The 16,095-nt window shown below is 64.4% G+C and carries 9 protein-coding genes; 4 read left to right on the forward strand and 5 right to left on the reverse strand.

Annotated features, from left to right (window positions below):
- Positions 1 to 151: 151 nt before the first annotated feature.
- Positions 152 to 3,496 carry an AsmA-like C-terminal region-containing protein gene (locus VN004_RS18790; protein ID WP_325613317.1) on the reverse strand — a complete coding sequence of 1,115 codons (3,345 nt, stop codon included), beginning with the start codon at positions 3,494 to 3,496 and terminating at the stop codon, positions 152 to 154.
- Positions 3,497 to 3,846: 350 nt separating this feature from the next.
- Here VN004_RS18790 and bcp point away from each other — a divergent pair, with 350 nt between their 5' ends.
- Together bcp and VN004_RS18800 are read left to right on the forward strand one after the other, a co-directional pair.
- A complete protein-coding gene (bcp, locus tag VN004_RS18795) occupies positions 3,847 to 4,317 on the forward strand; it encodes a thioredoxin-dependent thiol peroxidase (RefSeq protein WP_414710353.1) in 471 nt (156 codons plus the stop codon).
- A 98-nt stretch (positions 4,318 to 4,415) separates the two neighbouring features.
- On the forward strand, positions 4,416 to 5,852 hold the full coding sequence (locus VN004_RS18800) for a M23 family metallopeptidase (protein ID WP_325613319.1): 1,437 nt from the start codon (positions 4,416 to 4,418) through the stop codon (positions 5,850 to 5,852).
- 746 nt (positions 5,853 to 6,598) lie between these two features.
- Here VN004_RS18800 and prfB read toward each other — a convergent pair.
- The 3 genes from prfB to VN004_RS18815 form a co-directional block, all read right to left on the reverse strand.
- Positions 6,599 to 7,730, reverse strand: a protein-coding gene (prfB, locus tag VN004_RS18805; RefSeq protein ID WP_325613321.1) for a peptide chain release factor 2 whose coding sequence is annotated in 2 segments (ribosomal slippage) — positions 6,599 to 7,660 and positions 7,662 to 7,730 — 1,131 coding nt in all. Because the reading frame shifts where the segments join, the coding sequence is not laid out codon by codon here.
- Between the two features lie 105 nt (positions 7,731 to 7,835).
- Positions 7,836 to 10,358, reverse strand: coding sequence for a penicillin-binding protein 1A (locus tag VN004_RS18810; protein WP_325613325.1), 2,523 nt, complete (start codon positions 10,356 to 10,358; stop codon positions 7,836 to 7,838).
- A 163-nt stretch (positions 10,359 to 10,521) separates the two neighbouring features.
- Positions 10,522 to 11,778, reverse strand: a complete 1,257-nt coding sequence (locus VN004_RS18815) for an N-acetylmuramoyl-L-alanine amidase (RefSeq protein WP_414710354.1) — start codon at positions 11,776 to 11,778, stop codon at positions 10,522 to 10,524.
- A gap of 244 nt (positions 11,779 to 12,022) precedes the next feature.
- On the opposite strand from VN004_RS18815, the gene VN004_RS18820 reads away from it, so the two are divergent.
- Complete coding sequence (locus VN004_RS18820; protein WP_325613327.1) at positions 12,023 to 12,283, forward strand: PilZ domain-containing protein; 261 nt, start codon at positions 12,023 to 12,025, stop codon at positions 12,281 to 12,283.
- Between the two features lie 166 nt (positions 12,284 to 12,449).
- On the opposite strand, the gene VN004_RS18825 is transcribed toward VN004_RS18820, so the two are convergent.
- Positions 12,450 to 12,815, reverse strand: coding sequence for a DUF3597 domain-containing protein (locus VN004_RS18825; RefSeq protein ID WP_325613329.1), 366 nt, complete (start codon positions 12,813 to 12,815; stop codon positions 12,450 to 12,452).
- An 837-nt stretch (positions 12,816 to 13,652) separates the two neighbouring features.
- Between VN004_RS18825 and VN004_RS18830 the strand changes: the two genes are divergently transcribed.
- Positions 13,653 to 16,095, forward strand: a 2,443-nt coding sequence (locus VN004_RS18830; protein WP_325613330.1) for an Rne/Rng family ribonuclease, incomplete at its 3' end; no start/stop codon positions are given.

Here is a 16,095-nt window from a genome sequence, read left to right on the forward strand (position 1 = left end):
TTCGGTTGAGGTGGAATCGTATCTCGCATGTCTTGTCATGCCCCGCGAAAGCGGGGCATCCAGCTCTTGAAGCCGTTGTGGTGACTGGATCGCCCGCTTTCGCGGGCGATGACAGCAAGAGAGATCTGCTTCTGCGAAAACTGAATGTGCTTTAGCGGATCGGCATCGGCGGGACCGGCGCGATTTCGGCAGGCTCCATCGGCCGCGCGGTCGGATATTCGAAGAATTTGCGCAGGAAGCCCGGCATCAGGCCCGATGCCGGATTCACATTGAGCGTCGGCGCACTCGGTGGTCCGACGACCTGATAGGTGAAGCCGAACAAGCCCTCCTTCGGGCCACCGAGGAAGGCGCCGACCAGCGGCAATTGGCCGATCGGATTGTTGATCCCGTAGAGCGGCACGATCGTGCCGCGCATGCGCACGTCGTTCCTGGCGAAATCGATATTGCCTTCCAAGGTCGCGCCGATCACCGGCCCCTGAACGATGCCTTCCTTGATCTGGAGCCGGCCGGGGGTGCGGGTGAAATCGACCCGCAACCGCGTGAAGTCGATGCCGCGCCCGTCATTCTGCGATCCGCCGCCGACCACGCTGGCGAGTTTGGGTTCGCCGCGCACCGCGAAATTCTGAACGCTCACGATGCCTTCCTGCGGCGCCTGATCGGGCGTCGGCACCTCCATGGCAACCGCCATGTGACCGCCCTGCACCCGCGGATAGGTGTCGGTGAAACGCATCAGCGCGCCGGCGTCCTGTGTCTCGAAATGCAGCATGGCGCGGCGTTGCGCCGAAGCGCGCATGTCGCCGGTCAGCGTCCCGTTCTGTCCGATCCGCGAACTCAGCGCGAAGGCCTTGATCTGTCCGTTGCGGCGCGTCATTCGCATTTCGACGCTGCGCAGGGCTTCGCCGTTATGACCGGCGATGGCGCCGAGTCGCATGTCGAAATCGAGATCGATCGGCGGAGACTTCGACTTTTCGGGCTCGCCTCCGCCGCCGAAGAAGTTCTTCACGAAATTTCGTCCGTCATAGACGTCGCCGCGCATCGACACCCGCAAGGCGCCGTCCGATCCACGCTCGGCCTTTACGCTCGTCTTGTCGCCGTCGGACAAGGCGAAGACCGGGAAGTTCGCCAAGGCAATGTCGCCCTTCTCGTCCAGCTCGGCATTGCCGCGCACATTCACGCCCGGACCGTCGATGGCGATGTCGTCGAACCGCGTGACCTTGTCGCTGGTCAGCACGGTGAAGCTCGCCCGGCTCGGCCTGCCCTGCGGCTTCACCCAGCCGGGAAGCAGGTTGTCGATCCTGGCCGGCCCAAGATCGGCCTCGACGCTCAGGCGCACATCCTTGTTGTCGGCGATCTTGCCCGCAATGCGCACCGGAATGGCACCCGCGAGCGCAGGCCCCGTGCCGAAACCAAATCGCGCGCGCGCCGCTTCGTCGAGCGTCGCCCTCACCTGCACATCGGCGTCGGGATTGTCGGTGGATTTGCGATAATCGAGCGTCGCGGGCGTGCCGTTGATGCGGACGTCGCCCTTGATCTGATAACCGCGATTGTCGGCGGTCACCTTGAGGCCCTGGGCTTCGATCTTCTGGCCCATCACCATCTTGTCGGCGGCGAAGCCCGCGACATCGAGACTGATGGCATATTGGGTGGCGCCCGGAGGCGGATCGGCGGTGATCGGCAATTCGACGCGGACCTGACCGCTGATATTGCCGCGGCTGTTGGCGGACTCCATCGGGACCGAAGCCTGGCCCCGCAGCCGCTCGCTCGCCAGCAATTCGAGCGCGGCCGGCACCGGCCCGTCGACCCGGAATTGCGCCCGTGCCGGCGGCGCTTTCGGATGGGTGTCCGGGACTTCGAAAACGCCGTTGCTCACCGTGAGCTTTCGCCCGCCGCCGAGATCGACATAGCCCCGCCCGACCGCCACCACGACGCGGCGTCCCTTGATGCTGGTGGTCACATCGGCGTCGGTGATTGGCGGCAGCCCGATCACCGGACGGACCACCGCATTGCGGAGCGTGACATCGACCGACAATCCGTCCTGAGCGATGGGCGGCCCGTCTTCCCTGAGATTGTCGATCGGCGAATTCGTCGCGATATCGATGCGCTCGACGTGGCCGCTATGGACATTCTCGACGACCCAGTTGCGGACCTTGGTGGCCACGAAGACCGGCCAGACTTTCTTCATGGTCGGCGCCGACATCGGCGTAAGCGCAATTCCCGCGGCCAGCCGCGGCTCCGACGAGAAATCGAAGCTGCCGTTCAGCGACCCCGCGATGCCGCCGCCGGCGATATCGCCCTGCACGAGATCGATCCGCCGCCGGACCAGGTCGAGGTTCGCGCGCAGCAGCACCTTGTTGAGGACGATCGGCTGCGGATCGCCCGCGCCGTCGCTCAGAACCACCGAACCGCCGGTCACCGTCACCCGCCATGGATCGTTCGACAGGCCAGGCGCATCGAACCGGCTCAGCAGCGTGAACCGGTTCGCTCCGGCGATGATCTGGAACGGCATCGTGAGATTGCGCCGGTCGGCATCCCAGTCGAGCGTGACGTCCGCATGATCGATGCGGAAATGTCCGCCGACATCGGCGGGGTCGCCGATCAGGCCGGCGCCGACGATGATCTTGCCTTCCACGACGCGCGGCAGTGAGTCCGGGCCGAGCTCCGCGCGGATCGATCCGGACAGCGGAACATCGGCATGAATCTGCCCGCTTCCGATCCGGGTTGCGAGAAAGAGGTCCTTGCTGGAGACCTGCCGCAAATCGATGCCGATCAGCCGCCGCCCGACCCCGGCCTGCCGGATCGACGCCGCGATTTGCCAGGGACGCTGCCGGTCCTCGGAGCCGAGCGTGACGCTGAGACCGTGACCGGGACGGTTGACGCTGAAATTGATGTGCTCGAACACCCAATGCTTGTCGGTGCGCAGGTCGTCGACTTTCAGGACGCCGTCCTTGAGCCCGATCTCGCCCAGTCCCTGACCGTCCAGACCGAGCGTGGAGATTCGGTCGAGCCACCCGATCAGGCCGACGAAGCGTTCCGCGCCGGTCAGCGCGGAGGGCTCCGCGGCCTCGGCCGGCTGCTGTGTCGTGTGCGGCGGAGCCGCTCGCACGATGGCGGGCGTGACCGCAAGCGGCCGCTTCTCGTCGCCGGCCGAAATCGTGACCTGTCCGTCCTCTTCGATGCGGACGGAGAGTGCGGCACCGACCAGGCTGACCCGGCGCGCCCGCACTTCGCCGCGCAGCAGCGCCGAACCGGACAAGGCGACTTCGGCCCGAGGCGCGCTTGCGATCACCGCGCCGTCGGCGTCGCGGACCTCCATGTCGCGGATCCGGACCGAGGTGCGGCCACTCGCGTCGCGCTCGATCATCGCGCCGCCGATCGCGACGCGATGCGACCGGCCGATATTCTGCTCAATAGCGGAGGCGAGCCACGTCGAAACGAAGCTGATGTCCACAGGGGCGACGACGAGCCGCAACCACAAGGCGCCGACAATGAAAAGCAAAGCCGCGACGGTTGCACCGGCGCCAAGGCCGATGCGGCGAACCCTCGGCCGTCGGGAGAAACGCCGCACGCGCCACCAGAGACGCAGGGCGCGCGATTTCAGGTCGGTGCCGCACGTGCTGCGGTGTTCCCGAAGAGTGTCTTCGAGACTCCGCAAACCCTGAAGACGAGCAGCCGGTTTGGTCATGCCGGGTCGGACATCCCCTTGTCCGTGTCGCCGGCCCCGCTAACGTCACCAGGCCGATTCACCTGGTCCCGCCATACGGACCCCTGCGGATGTTTGCCCGCCCTCGCCCCAGGGCGGGTCCCTGCGGCCAGATTGAGCGTTCGAAAGCGTCGAAAGGAAGGCATATGACAGAAGGCTTGGCCGAGGGTGACAAGGCTCCTGCTTTCCGTCTCGCCGATGATTCCGGCAAGGAAATCTCGCTCGCCGATTTCGCCGGACAACCGCTCGTCCTGTTCTTCTATCCGAAGGCGGACACGCCCGGCTGCACGCTCGAAGCGTCGGACTTTTCCCGGCTGAAGGCGAAGTTCGGCAGGGCCGGCGCGCGCGTCGTCGGGATCTCGGCCGATCCGGTACGCAAACTCGCCCGCTTCCGGGAAAAGCATGGCCTCACGATTCCCCTGCTTTCCGACGAGAGCCACACCACGCTGACCGCCTACGGCGTCTGGGGCGAGAAGATGCTGTACGGGCGAAAATTCATGGGCGTGAAACGGACCACGTTTCTGATCGGTCCGGATGGGCGAGTCGCCAGGGTCTGGCACAATGTCAAAGTGCCTGGGCATGCGGAAGACGTCCTCGCGGCAGCAAAGGCATTATAGCGACTGTATCAAGGAACCATTTGCGGAAAATTAACCATAAGTGACTGAAATCGGCGCTGTTCAGCGTCGGCCCGCCGACGGTCTGGCGGGGAGCCTTCATGTCCTATCGGTCCTATTCGACTCACCCCCAATCTCAGCAGGTCGCGGAGCACTGGGCCTACGAATATCCCGACGGCCATTACCCCTATCAGGGCGATCCGCATCACCACGATCCGCGTCAGCCCGATCCGCATCATTATCGCCAGCCGCAGGCGCCGCAGCACCGGGCGCAACCCCAGCACCAGCAGAAATCGCGTCGCCGCGCCGGCCCGGCCCATTACACGCTGGTCCATGGCCGCCGTCAGGTGCGCCTCGGCCCCGTCGCCTTCTGGATCGTGGTCGGCACGCTGGTGACGATGGCGGGCTGGTCGGTCGTGACCGGAACCTATTTCGCCTTCCATGACGATGTCCTGAAGCGCCTGATCGCCCGCCAGGCGGAAATGCAATTTGCCTACGAAGACCGGATCGCCGAATTGCGGGCGCAGGTGGACCGGATCACGAGCCGCCAGCTGCTGGATCAGGAGCAATTCGAGCAGAAGCTCGAGGCGCTGTTGCGCAAGCAATCGGTGCTCGAGCAACGCGCGGCGACCCTGAGCTCGCTGCCGGACATGACGCCCACCGGCTCGATCCCGAAGACAGGCCGTGGCGCCGACGCATCCCGTGGCTCCGCGTCGAAGCCCTCCCCGGTCAACGATACGGCGCGGTTCCAGGCGTCGCCTGATCGCGAGGCGCGGTCGGGCCTCCTGCCCTCGCTCTCCCTGCGTGCGACGAAGACGCGCGGCGGTGTCGAGGGCGTCCTGGCACGCATGCAGGAATCGCTCGATCGCATCGAGGCCAAGCAGGGACATTCGCTGAGCGCCCTGGAGGAGACTTTCGAGTCGCGCGCACGACGGATCCGCAGCGTATTGACCGATCTCGGGATCAATCCTGGCAAGGTGTCGACCGTGCCACCGCCGGCCGGCGTCGGCGGTCCGTTCGTGGCGGCCAATCCTGCGTCTGACGAGAAGTCGTTCGAGCGGCAACTCTATCGCGTTCACCTCTCGCGCTCGCAGGTCGAGCGGCTGACGCGGACCTTGCTCGATGTGCCGGTCCGAAAGCCGGTCAGCGGCGAAATCGACACATCGTCCGGCTTCGGTATGCGCATGGACCCGTTCGTTCGCTCACCTGCGATGCATACCGGGCTTGATATGCGCGGCGAAACCGGGGAGCCGGTTCGCGCGACAGCGAACGGCACCGTCACCATCGCCGGAAACAACGGTGGCTACGGCAAGATGGTCGAGATCGAACACCGGAACGGATTGGCGACCCGATATGCCCATCTGTCGGCGATCGACGTCAAGGTCGGCCAAAGCGTCAAGATCGGACAGGTCATCGGCAAGATCGGATCGACCGGACGCTCCACCGGACCGCATCTTCATTACGAAACCCGCGTCGATGGTGAAGCCGTCGACCCGCAGAAATATCTGCGCGCCGGAATGCGTCTCGGCTTGCTCTGAGGTCGACGCCCGTCAAGGCCGTAACGACAAGCTCCGACAGAAGGTCCTTGTCCAGCATGATGACACAAGGCCGGCGTAACGAATGGCTTGCGCAGTTCTGTTTCGCCTGATGCTTCCGCTGCACGGCGCGCTCGCGCAATCAAACGAACGCAATGACGCTTGCACGATGCAAAGCTGAAGCGACGGATCGTGAAGCGCGAGGAACTTTTCCCGCACGCGGTTCCAACAATGGCGACGTGATGTCCGCGCATTGAAATGCGCGCCTTCACAGTCTCTTGTGTCGCCCGTCCACAATGCCACGTTTCGTGACTTGACTTTCGGGCTGGATGATTCAGGCTCACGCTTGTGAAGCCACAAGCACGGAGGTCGTAGTGGAACCACCGATGCAGCAAGCCGCGAAGATCGGTTTCGGATCGTTCGGCTGAAAGCGTAGCGGCTCATTCACACGAACGGGTTGCCGGCGCGGGCCTCAGGGGCAGCATCAGTCAGGCAATGCCCCGCTTTGGTCCGCCCCGGCGATACTTCTTCTCAGTCGCCTTTAGTGGGTGCGCTTCTCACCGTCTGCGCTACTTACTGACTGCGATACTTACTGACTGCGATACTTGCTGAGTGCGATGGCGCTGTGCCTTTGCGCGCAAGCATTCGCTTGAATGCGCTCGCCGCCGACGCGTGACGCAAACACTTTTCTTCGACAGCTCACAGACAATGCATCATCGTTCGTCACGCACCAACCGTGACGACAACGATCACTCGACGTCGTCGACGTGATCAGGACCGCCGCCGAAGGCTTTCTGTGCGAGCGCCGCGGCCATGAACTGATCGAGATCGCCGTCGAGCACGCCCGCCGTATCGGAGGTCGACACGCCGGTCCGCAGATCCTTCACCATCTGGTACGGCTGCAAAACGTAAGAGCGGATCTGGTGCCCCCATCCGATATCGGTCTTGGCCGCCTGTTCCGCGGCAGCCTTCTCCTCGCGTTTTTTCAACTCGAGTTCGTAGAGTTTCGCGCGCAGCATGTCCCATGCCCTGGCGCGGTTCTTATGCTGCGAGCGATCGGCCTGACAGGCGACCACGGTGTTGGTCGGAATATGCGTCAGCCGGACCGCGGAATCGGTCTTGTTGACGTGCTGACCGCCAGCACCCTGCGCGCGCATCGTATCGACCCGCACGTCCGATTCCTTGATGTCGATGACGATGCGGTCGTCGACCACCGGGTAGACGCGCGCATTGGCGAACGACGTATGACGGCGCGCGTTGGAATCGAACGGAGAGATGCGCACCAGCCGGTGCACGCCGTTTTCCGATTTCAGCCAGCCATAGGCATTGCGCCCGCTGATCTTCACCGTGGCCGACTTGATGCCGGCCTCTTCTCCGGGCGACTCTTCGAGATACTCGACCTTGTAGCCATGTTGCTCGGCCCAGCGGACGAACATGCGCAGCAGCATCTCCGCCCAGTCCTGGCTTTCGGTCCCACCCGCGCCCGCATGAACCTCAAGGAAGGTGTCGTTGGCATCGGCTTCGCCGGACAGCAAAGCCTCGAGTTCGCGACGTGAGGCTTCCGTCTTGAGCTTGGCGATCGCCTGTTCGGCATCGGCGATCACGGCCTGATCCTTCTCGGCCTCGCCGAGTTCGATCATTTCGACCTGATCCTGAAGCTCCCGCTCGATCCGTCCGATCGCATTGAGCTGGTCTTCCAGCGCATTGCGCTCCTGCATCACCTTGCTGGCGCGCTCGGGATCGTTCCACAGCGCCGGGTCTTCGGCGAGCTGGTTCAGTTCGGCAAGACGAGCATTGGATGCATCGAAGTCAAAGATGCCTCCTCAGCAGTCCGACGGACCGCTTGATGTCTTCGACGATGCTTTGGGTTTCAGCGCGCATGATCAGGCATTCACAGGAAAAGTGTCAGCGCATTTAGCGAGGGACCGGCTGCGTTGCAACCGGTCCCTGCGTTGACGGGAGAAAAACGATGGGAGGCTTCGCCGCTCAGTGCAACCCGCCAAGACCCGGGCGGAAAAGCCGCTCGAGCGGATTGACGAAGGCCGGCTGCTGCGGCGCAGCCGAAGGCGGCGGACCGCCCGCGGGCTCGAATGATCGCTCCCCTCCGGAGTCCGAATAGCCGACGACCGAGTACGAATCGGGCGGCGCTGTGCCGGGCTTGAAGGCTTCGAGGATCACCCGCTCGGCGCCGGGTCCCGCGCGCATCCCGCTCTTCGGATCGATGCGGATCAGCTTGATGCCGGCGGGCACGCGGAACGGAACGGCCGGCTTGTCGGCCAGCGCCGCCTTGAGGAAGTCGCGCACGATGGGCGCCGCCAACAGACCGCCGGTCGAGCCGCGTCCCATCGGCCGCGGCTTGTCGAAGCCGAGATAGACGCCGACCGCGATATCGGGCGAGAAGCCCACGAACCAGGCATCCTTTTCGTCGTTGGTGGTGCCGGTCTTTCCGGCGACCGGCTTGCCGACTTCGCGGATCACGGTGGCGGTGCCGCGCTGGACCACCCCCTCCATCATCGATGTGATCTGATAAGCCGTCATCGGATCGATCACCTGCTCGCGCTTGTCGATCAGGGTCGGCTCGGGCTGGTTGGCCCAGCGATCCGCGTCACAGCCGCGACATTCGCGCTGGTCGTGCTTGTAGATGGTGTGCCCGTAGCGATCCTGAATGCGGTCGATCAGGGTCGGCTTGATGCGCCGGCCGCCATTGGCGAACATCGAATAGGCCGCGGTCATGCGCAGCGTGGTGGTTTCGCCCGCGCCCAGCGCGAACGACAGGTAAGGCGGCAGATCGTCATAGACGCCGAAGCGCTTGGCGTATTCGGCGATCAGCGGCATGCCGACGTCCTGCGCGAGGCGCACCGTCATCACGTTGCGGGAATGCTCGATGCCGAACCGCAGCGTCTGCGGACCGTAGAACTTGCCCGCCGAGTAATTCTGCGGTGTCCAGGCCGCCGCACCCGGACCCTGGCTGATGGAGATCGGCGAATCCATCACCACCGTCGAGGGCGTGTAGCCATTGTCGAGCGCCGCGGCATAGACGAACGGCTTGAACGACGAACCGGGCTGACGCAGAGCCTGCGTCGCGCGGTTGAACTGGCTCTGATCGAAGGAGAAGCCGCCGACCATCGCGAGCACGCGCCCGGTCCATGGATCCATGACCGTGATCGCGCCGCTGATCTCCGGAACCTGCCGCAGGCGGTATTGCACGTCCTGGCCGGTCTTGCCGTCCAGCGGCTCGACATAGATCACGTCGCCCGGTTCGAGGACCTGATTGACCTTGGTCGGGACGCGGCCACGCTGCGGCCCGGCTGCCGGCTTCGCCCACTTCACGCCTTCGAGCGGGATGATGCCGACGCGGCGTTCGCGAACCACCGCACCACCCGGCTCACGCGGCGGCTGGAAGCCGATACGCGCAGACTGATCGGAGGTTTCGAGGACCACGGCCATCTTCCAGCCGATATCCGACAACGCCTTCACCTCGGCGAGCTTGACGCCCCAGTCACCCGAGATGTCGAGCTTCTGGATCGGGCCGCGATAGCCGGACCGCTCGTCATAGCGGATCATGCCGTCGGCGAGCGCCTTGCGCGCAAGCTGCTGCAGCTTGGGATCGAGCGTGGTGCGGACCGACAGGCCGCCCTCGTAGAGCTTCTTCTCGCCGTAGCGGTCGTAGATCTCGCGGCGGACTTCTTCCGCGAAATATTCGCCGGCGAAAATATGCGAGCCGGTCGGGCGAGCGGTGACGGCAAGCGGCAGCTTCTTGGCAGCCTCGCCCTCTTCCGCCTTGATGTAGCCGTTCTCGACCATGCGATCGATGACGTAGTTGCGCCGCTCGGTCGCCCGCTCGCGCTGGCGGAACGGATGCAGGGTCGAGGGCGCCTTCGGCAGCGCGGCGAGATACGCCGCTTCAGCGATCGTCAGCTCATGCACCGACTTGTCGAAATACAAGAGCGACGCCGCCGCGATGCCGTAGGCGGAGAAGCCGAGATAGATCTCGTTGAGATACAGTTCGAGAATCTTGTCCTTGGTATAGGCGCGCTCGATCTTCATCGACAGCAGCGCTTCCTTGATCTTGCGGGCGAACGAGACTTCGTTGGTCAGAAGGAAGTTCTTCGCCACCTGCTGGGTGATCGTCGAAGCGCCCTGGGGGCGGCGTCCGGTGCCGTATTGCTGCGCGTAGAGCAGGCCCGCGCGCGCCATGCCCGTGAAATCGAGACCGCCATGCTCGTAGAAGTTCTTGTCCTCGGCCGAGATGAAGGCATGGATCACCCGCTTCGGCACCGCCTGGATCGGCAGATAGAGGCGGCGCTCGCGCGCATATTCGGCGACCAGCGAACCGTCTGACGCATGCACGCGCGTCATCACCGGCGGCTCATAGTCCTGCAGTTGGGAATAATCCGGCAGGTCCTTTGAGAAATGCCACATCATGCCCGCGACGCCGGCGACGCCGACCAGGAACAGAATCGTGCCGACCGCGAACAGGAAGCCGAAGAAGCGCAGCAACAGTCTCATGACGGTTCAACCATGGGCGCGAATCGGACCCGCGCGGCACAGGCCGCGGGCGACGCCGTTAAAACATACGCAACCATATCGGATTTTCGCTGGATTGGCAGCACCCCGACCCCGATCTGGTGGCCGTTTTTCATGTCGAAACTGAGGCTTTAGGCGCAACCGGTTACCGCTGCCTGGCCGCGGCGTCGACCCCGGCGAGCCGGGTCCGGAAAAACTGCTCGACCGCCTTCACCATGGTGCCGGCCGCCTTGGCCCGCCATGCCTCCGAGGTCAAAAGCTTCAGGTCCTGGCGGTTGGTCATGTAGCCGAGTTCAATCAGCACCGAAGGGACGTCCGGCGCCTTGAGCACGACGAAGCCGGCCGATTTGAGCGGCTTCTTGTGCAGCCGGACCGAGGACTTCATTTCGCCGACCAGCAGGCGCGCAAAGGCGTGGGAAAAGGTCTTGGTCTCGCGATGGGCCAGATCGAGCAGGATGTCGGCGACATCGTCCGGCTCCTTGGTGAGGTCGATCCCGGCGATCGCGTCGGACCGGTTCTCGGCTTCCGCGAGGCGCGCGGCTTCCGCATCGGACGCGGTATCGGACAGGGTGTAGATCGTGGCCCCCTGCACGTCGCCCTCCGATTTCGGCAGCGCGTCCGCGTGTACGGAAATGAACAATTCGGCCTGGCGCTGCCGGGCGAATTTCACGCGCTCGATCAGCGGGATGAAGGTGTCGTCGGTGCGAGTCAGCACAACGCGATAGCGCCCGCTCTTTTCGAGCTGGTCGCGCAAGGTGATGGCGAAATCCAGCACCACGTTCTTTTCAAGGATGTCACCGCCCCCGGCCTTGGTGCCGGTGTCGGGCCCGCCGTGACCCGGATCGATCACGATCAGCGGCCGCGGATCGCGCGATCGCGCATCCTGCGAAGCCACCGGAGGGGACGGCGACTGGCTCGCGCGCAAGGCGGTGCGATCCAGCGCGAGGTGGCGCATGAAGGCTTCGCGATCGGTTGCGCTGAGATCGAGCACGAGGCGCGCCGGCTCCCCGCCCCGGGCCTCCAGCACGGTCGCCTTTTCAATCCGCACCGGCTTGGTCACGTCGATGACGATGCGCGACCCGCCGGCCATCACCAGACCATAGCGATACGCCTTGATCAGCCCGCGGCCGGTCTCTCCGGCTTTCGCGGGCAATTGAAACACCGTCTGCGGAATATCGACGACCACACGGTACGGATCGGCCAGGGTGAAGGCCCGTATCCCGATTGTCGTCGTGACATCCATCACGAGGCGCGTGGCGTGCTCGTCTCCGGCGAGCCGGATGTCGGTCGCGACCGGAAAGGACGACGCGGCGGTGCGCGCCTGGCCGCGTGCGGGCGGCATCCCGCCCAGCATCAGGGCTACGGCAGCAATGATACCGATGGTCGTCCAGCGGCCGGCCACGATCAGCCCTCCCGGTCCGGTCCTTACGCCCTAGGGAGGGTTCGGTTAATGCGCACTTAATGTGCGGCGGCGATCTGCGGCGATTGCCGCAGACGGGCGATGCCGACGCGTCGCGAAAGGCTGACCGGGACCGTTAACCCTTTGTTGACCGCCCCGATGACGACCGCTGGGCCAGGCTGCTACGGGCGCATGGAATTTGCGCGGTGGCGGCCTTAGGTGCCGCGCCATGGGACTTCGAGGGACAATGGCTCTGTTGGGACGAAAATCGCGAAAGGCACGGCGGCGCGTACAATGCGAAGCATGGCTTGCACCCGAGGCGGATTTCGCGCTGCGTCCCTGCACGGTCGTCGATATGCATGACGAGGGCGCGCAGCTGAAGGTCGACAGCGCAGAGCGGCTGCCGAACCGCTTCACCCTCACCTTCACGCGCGCAAGCCGCGCCGGCAGACGCTGCGAGGTCCGATGGCGGCGCGGTCGGGCCGTCGGCGTCAAATTCGTCGCCTAGGCTGCTTCTGTGAAAAACCGAACCTGATCTCCGCAAATGATGCGGAGATTAACCCCCCTGTTCTCCGCAGCAGGTCCAGCCGGGTGTGCGTGCGGCGGAGGCACCGGACAAAAAAGCTCCCGGATGCGGGCGCATCCGGGAGCGCGTTTGGATTGAGCGTCGCGAATCAGGCCTTGAGGCTATCGGGCACCTTGCCGCCGTTTTCGGCGAGCTTGGTCATCACCTGCTTGTGCAGCCAGATATTCATCTTGGCCGAGTCGTTCATGTCGCCGGTGTAGCCAAGCTCCTTCGCAAGCTCCTGGCGGTTCTTCAGGCTGGAATCGAGGTCCAGGACTTTCATCAGGTCGACGATCGACTTCTGCCAGTCGAGCTTCTCTTTCTTCTGGGCCGCCAGTCCGGACACGACCTTCTCCACATCGACCTGGGGCATTGCCGCGCCACCGCCGCCCGGAACCGCCGCGGATCCCGTACTCGCCGCTGCCGAGCCCGATCCCAAACCGATGGCCGACAAGATTTTCCCGAAAATGCTCATGCGATTTCCTCCTGCTTGAACCGTCGCCTCCGAACACGTGTTCTCATCGAGCAGGCGCTCCAGGGACATTTCCCATCCTAATGCCAAATTTTGGCCGAGTCGCCGCACCGGGAAACGGTTTCTGCCATGTCACGCGACATTGAAGGCCCCGACCCGGGTCTTTGACCTGTCGCGGGCGGTGCGTCCCCCAGCCTTTTGGGCAAATGCGGAATAAGGAAAATCCGAGATATTCTAATGAGTTAAACGGCCAAACCGGGTTTGGAGGGGCGATTGCTCGCTTGCTATCCGTTCATCCGCGCCTTAATAAGGTCACTGCTTACGGTTTGCAGAGTTTCAGCCGTGCCGCGTTCAGGCACCGGCACGCTCGCCTCGAAGACCGCGCCGGCATGAGGGTCCGGACGCAGAGCTGGCGGAGCGTTTTGGACCTTGCCCGACCCCCTGCCACGCGCAGGCGGCGGAAGGCCCGATCAGCCGGTGACAGCGAGTTTTGGCGTCTTGGGATTCAGCGCGGGATTTGAGCGGCTGAATTGCAAGGTCGGCGGGAGCGGCGCCAGTTTCACAACCGGGCGTCATGCAGATGCGAAAGCAACACAAACGAATTGCGGCCCGGCTGAAGAAGCAAAGGGTCGCCCGCCGTGGGTTTTGAAGTGATGGCGCAGGTGGAAGCCAGGGGCAGCTCTCCGACAACCGGATTTCTCCGGCAGAGCGAGATCGGTCCGCGCCACGACACAGGACCCGCTCATTCACGCACACAATATCCCGGACGCGCGCGATGCGTTTTGACGCGCGGCTTCCGCCTGACGGACGTGAGCCCGTTCGGGATCAAGAGAAGATTCGATGTCCAACAAAATGCTGATCGATGCGACCCATCCCGAAGAGACCCGGGTGGTCGTTCTGCGCGGCAATCGTGTCGAAGAATTCGACTTTGAAAGCGCAAACCGCAAACAACTTCGCGGCAATATCTATCTGGCCAAGGTCACGCGCGTAGAGCCGTCGCTGCAGGCCGCCTTCGTGGATTACGGAGGAAACCGGCACGGTTTCCTCGCCTTCTCGGAGATCCATCCGGACTATTATCAAATCCCGGTCGCGGATCGTCAGGCCCTGCTCGAGGACGAGCGCAGAGCCCAGCGCGACGAAGATGACAATGGCGGCGAACAGCGCCGCGGACGGCGCGGACGCAATCGCGGACGCGGCGCCGGCCGCAATCGCGGACGTGACGTCGTCAAGAGCGACGTCGTCGAGGCGCAGCAGACCGAAGGCGACACCGCGCAGCCATTCGCGGACGAGCAACCCTTCCCGGCGGAGGACCACAGCGCCCACCCGTCGAGCGAGACGCATGCACAGGTCGAGGACGGCGAGCACGACGAGCCCCTCGGTCACGAGACGCTGTCATCCGCTGCTGCGGATGCGCCAGCCGAAGAAGCTGTCACCGAAGCTGCCGGCCATGATGCGCAAGCCGCTCCAGTTCAGGCTGACGAGCCGGCGCCGCAGGCTGATGCGGTAACGACCGAAGCCGAGGCCGCCGCGGAAGCGACGGCGGAAGTCGACATCGTCGAGGCGATTGCCGAGGCCGAACCGCAAGAGCTTGCCTCGCATCCGGCTGTCGACGGCGACACCGCCTTCAGCGACGCGGGCGACAGCGAAACCGGCGACAGCGAACCCGCCAACGCGGATCTCGACGATGAAGAGCCGCAAGGTCAGGACGCCGAGAGCGAGGAGGAAGAGGAAGAAGAGGTCGTCGAATCGGTCGGCGGCGACGCCATCGAAGAGGTGATGGAGCGGGCGCCGCGCTATCGCCGGCACTACAAGATCCAGGAAGTGATCAAGCGCCGGCAGGTGATGCTGGTGCAGGTCGTCAAGGAAGAGCGCGGCACCAAGGGCGCGGCGCTGACCACCTATCTGTCGCTCGCAGGACGCTATTCGGTGCTGATGCCGAACACCGCGCGCGGCGGCGGTATCTCCCGCAAGGTCACCAATGCGGAAGACCGCAAGCACATGAAGGAGATCGCCGAGGAGCTTGAGGTGCCGGAGGGCATGGGGGTTATCCTGCGCACCGCCGGCGCGTCACGCACCAAGCTCGAGATCAAGCGCGACTTCGAATATCTGCTGCGCCTGTGGGAAACGGTCCGCGATCTTACGCTCAAGAGCACCGCCCCTACCCTCGTCTACGAAGAAGGCTCGCTGGTGAAGCGGGCGATCCGCGACCTCTACCACAAGGACATCGACGAGATCGTGGTCGAGGGCGAAGCCGCCTATCGCGAGGCCAAGGACTTCATGCGCATGCTCATGCCGAGCGCGGTGAAGAACGTCATTCTGTACAACGACCCGCAGCCGATCTTCACGCGCTATGGCATCGAGTCCCAGCTCGACGCGATGTTCCAGCCCACGGTGCAGCTCAAGTCCGGCGGCTATGTCGTGATCAACCAGACCGAGGCGCTGGTTGCGATCGACGTCAATTCGGGCCGCGCGACCCGCGAGCATTCGATCGAGGAAACCGCGACCAAGACCAATATGGAGGCGGCGGCCGAAATCGCCCGCCAGCTCCGGCTTCGCGACCTCGCCGGCCTGATCGTCATCGACTTCATCGACATGGATGAAGGCCGCAACAACCGTGCGGTCGAGCGCAAGCTCAAGGAAGCGCTCAAGAGCGATCGCGCCCGCATTCAGGTCGGACGTATTTCGCATTTCGGCCTGATGGAGATGTCGCGCCAGCGCATCCGCTCGTCGGTGCTGGAAAGCTCGACCGAGGTTTGCCCGCATTGCGGCGGCACCGGCCATGTTCGCGCCGTCGGATCGGTCGCGTTGCAGCTCGTTCGTGCGCTCGAGGAGACGCTGCTCAAGGGCGCTACGCATAATCTGATCGTGCGGTCGCGGTCCGATGTCGCGATCTATGTCCTCAATCACAAGCGCGCGCATCTGCGGATGCTCGAGGAGCGCTTCAAGGTCTCGATCTCGGTCACGGTGGATCAGAGCCTGACCGGCCACCCCTCTTTCGCGATCGATCGCGGGGAGCAGGTGATGTCGCTCGATCAGGCCAAGGCGATCGCCGCAACCATCCGGCCGGATTCGATTCCGACTTATGCGCAGGACGAGGAGCCTGAAGCCGACGCCGTGCTCGATGAACTCGAGGCCGAAGGCGAGGACGTGGCGGCGCCGATAGCCGAGCATGGCCGGTCGCGTGGACGCGGTCGCGGACGCGGACGCGGCCGCGATCATGACGTTGCCAGAGCGGACGCGGTGCAAACCGATGCCGAATCCGGTGCCGATGACGCAGCCGACA

Source organism: Pseudorhodoplanes sp. (assembly GCF_035565855.1).
Classification (GTDB): domain Bacteria; phylum Pseudomonadota; class Alphaproteobacteria; order Rhizobiales; family Xanthobacteraceae; genus Pseudorhodoplanes.

What these genes read in the sequence shown, in the direction of transcription:
- VN004_RS18800 (WP_325613319.1), top strand. Translation starts at nt 4,416, where the DNA reads ATGTCCTATCGGTCCTATTCGACTCACCCCCAATCTCAGCAGGTCGCG.
- VN004_RS18820 (WP_325613327.1), top strand. Translation starts at nt 12,023, where the DNA reads ATGGCTCTGTTGGGACGAAAATCGCGAAAGGCACGGCGGCGCGTACAA.
- bcp (WP_414710353.1), top strand. Translation starts at nt 3,847, where the DNA reads ATGACAGAAGGCTTGGCCGAGGGTGACAAGGCTCCTGCTTTCCGTCTC.
- VN004_RS18825 (WP_325613329.1), bottom strand. Translation starts at nt 12,815, where the DNA reads ATGAGCATTTTCGGGAAAATCTTGTCGGCCATCGGTTTGGGATCGGGC.
- VN004_RS18810 (WP_325613325.1), bottom strand. Translation starts at nt 10,358, where the DNA reads ATGAGACTGTTGCTGCGCTTCTTCGGCTTCCTGTTCGCGGTCGGCACG.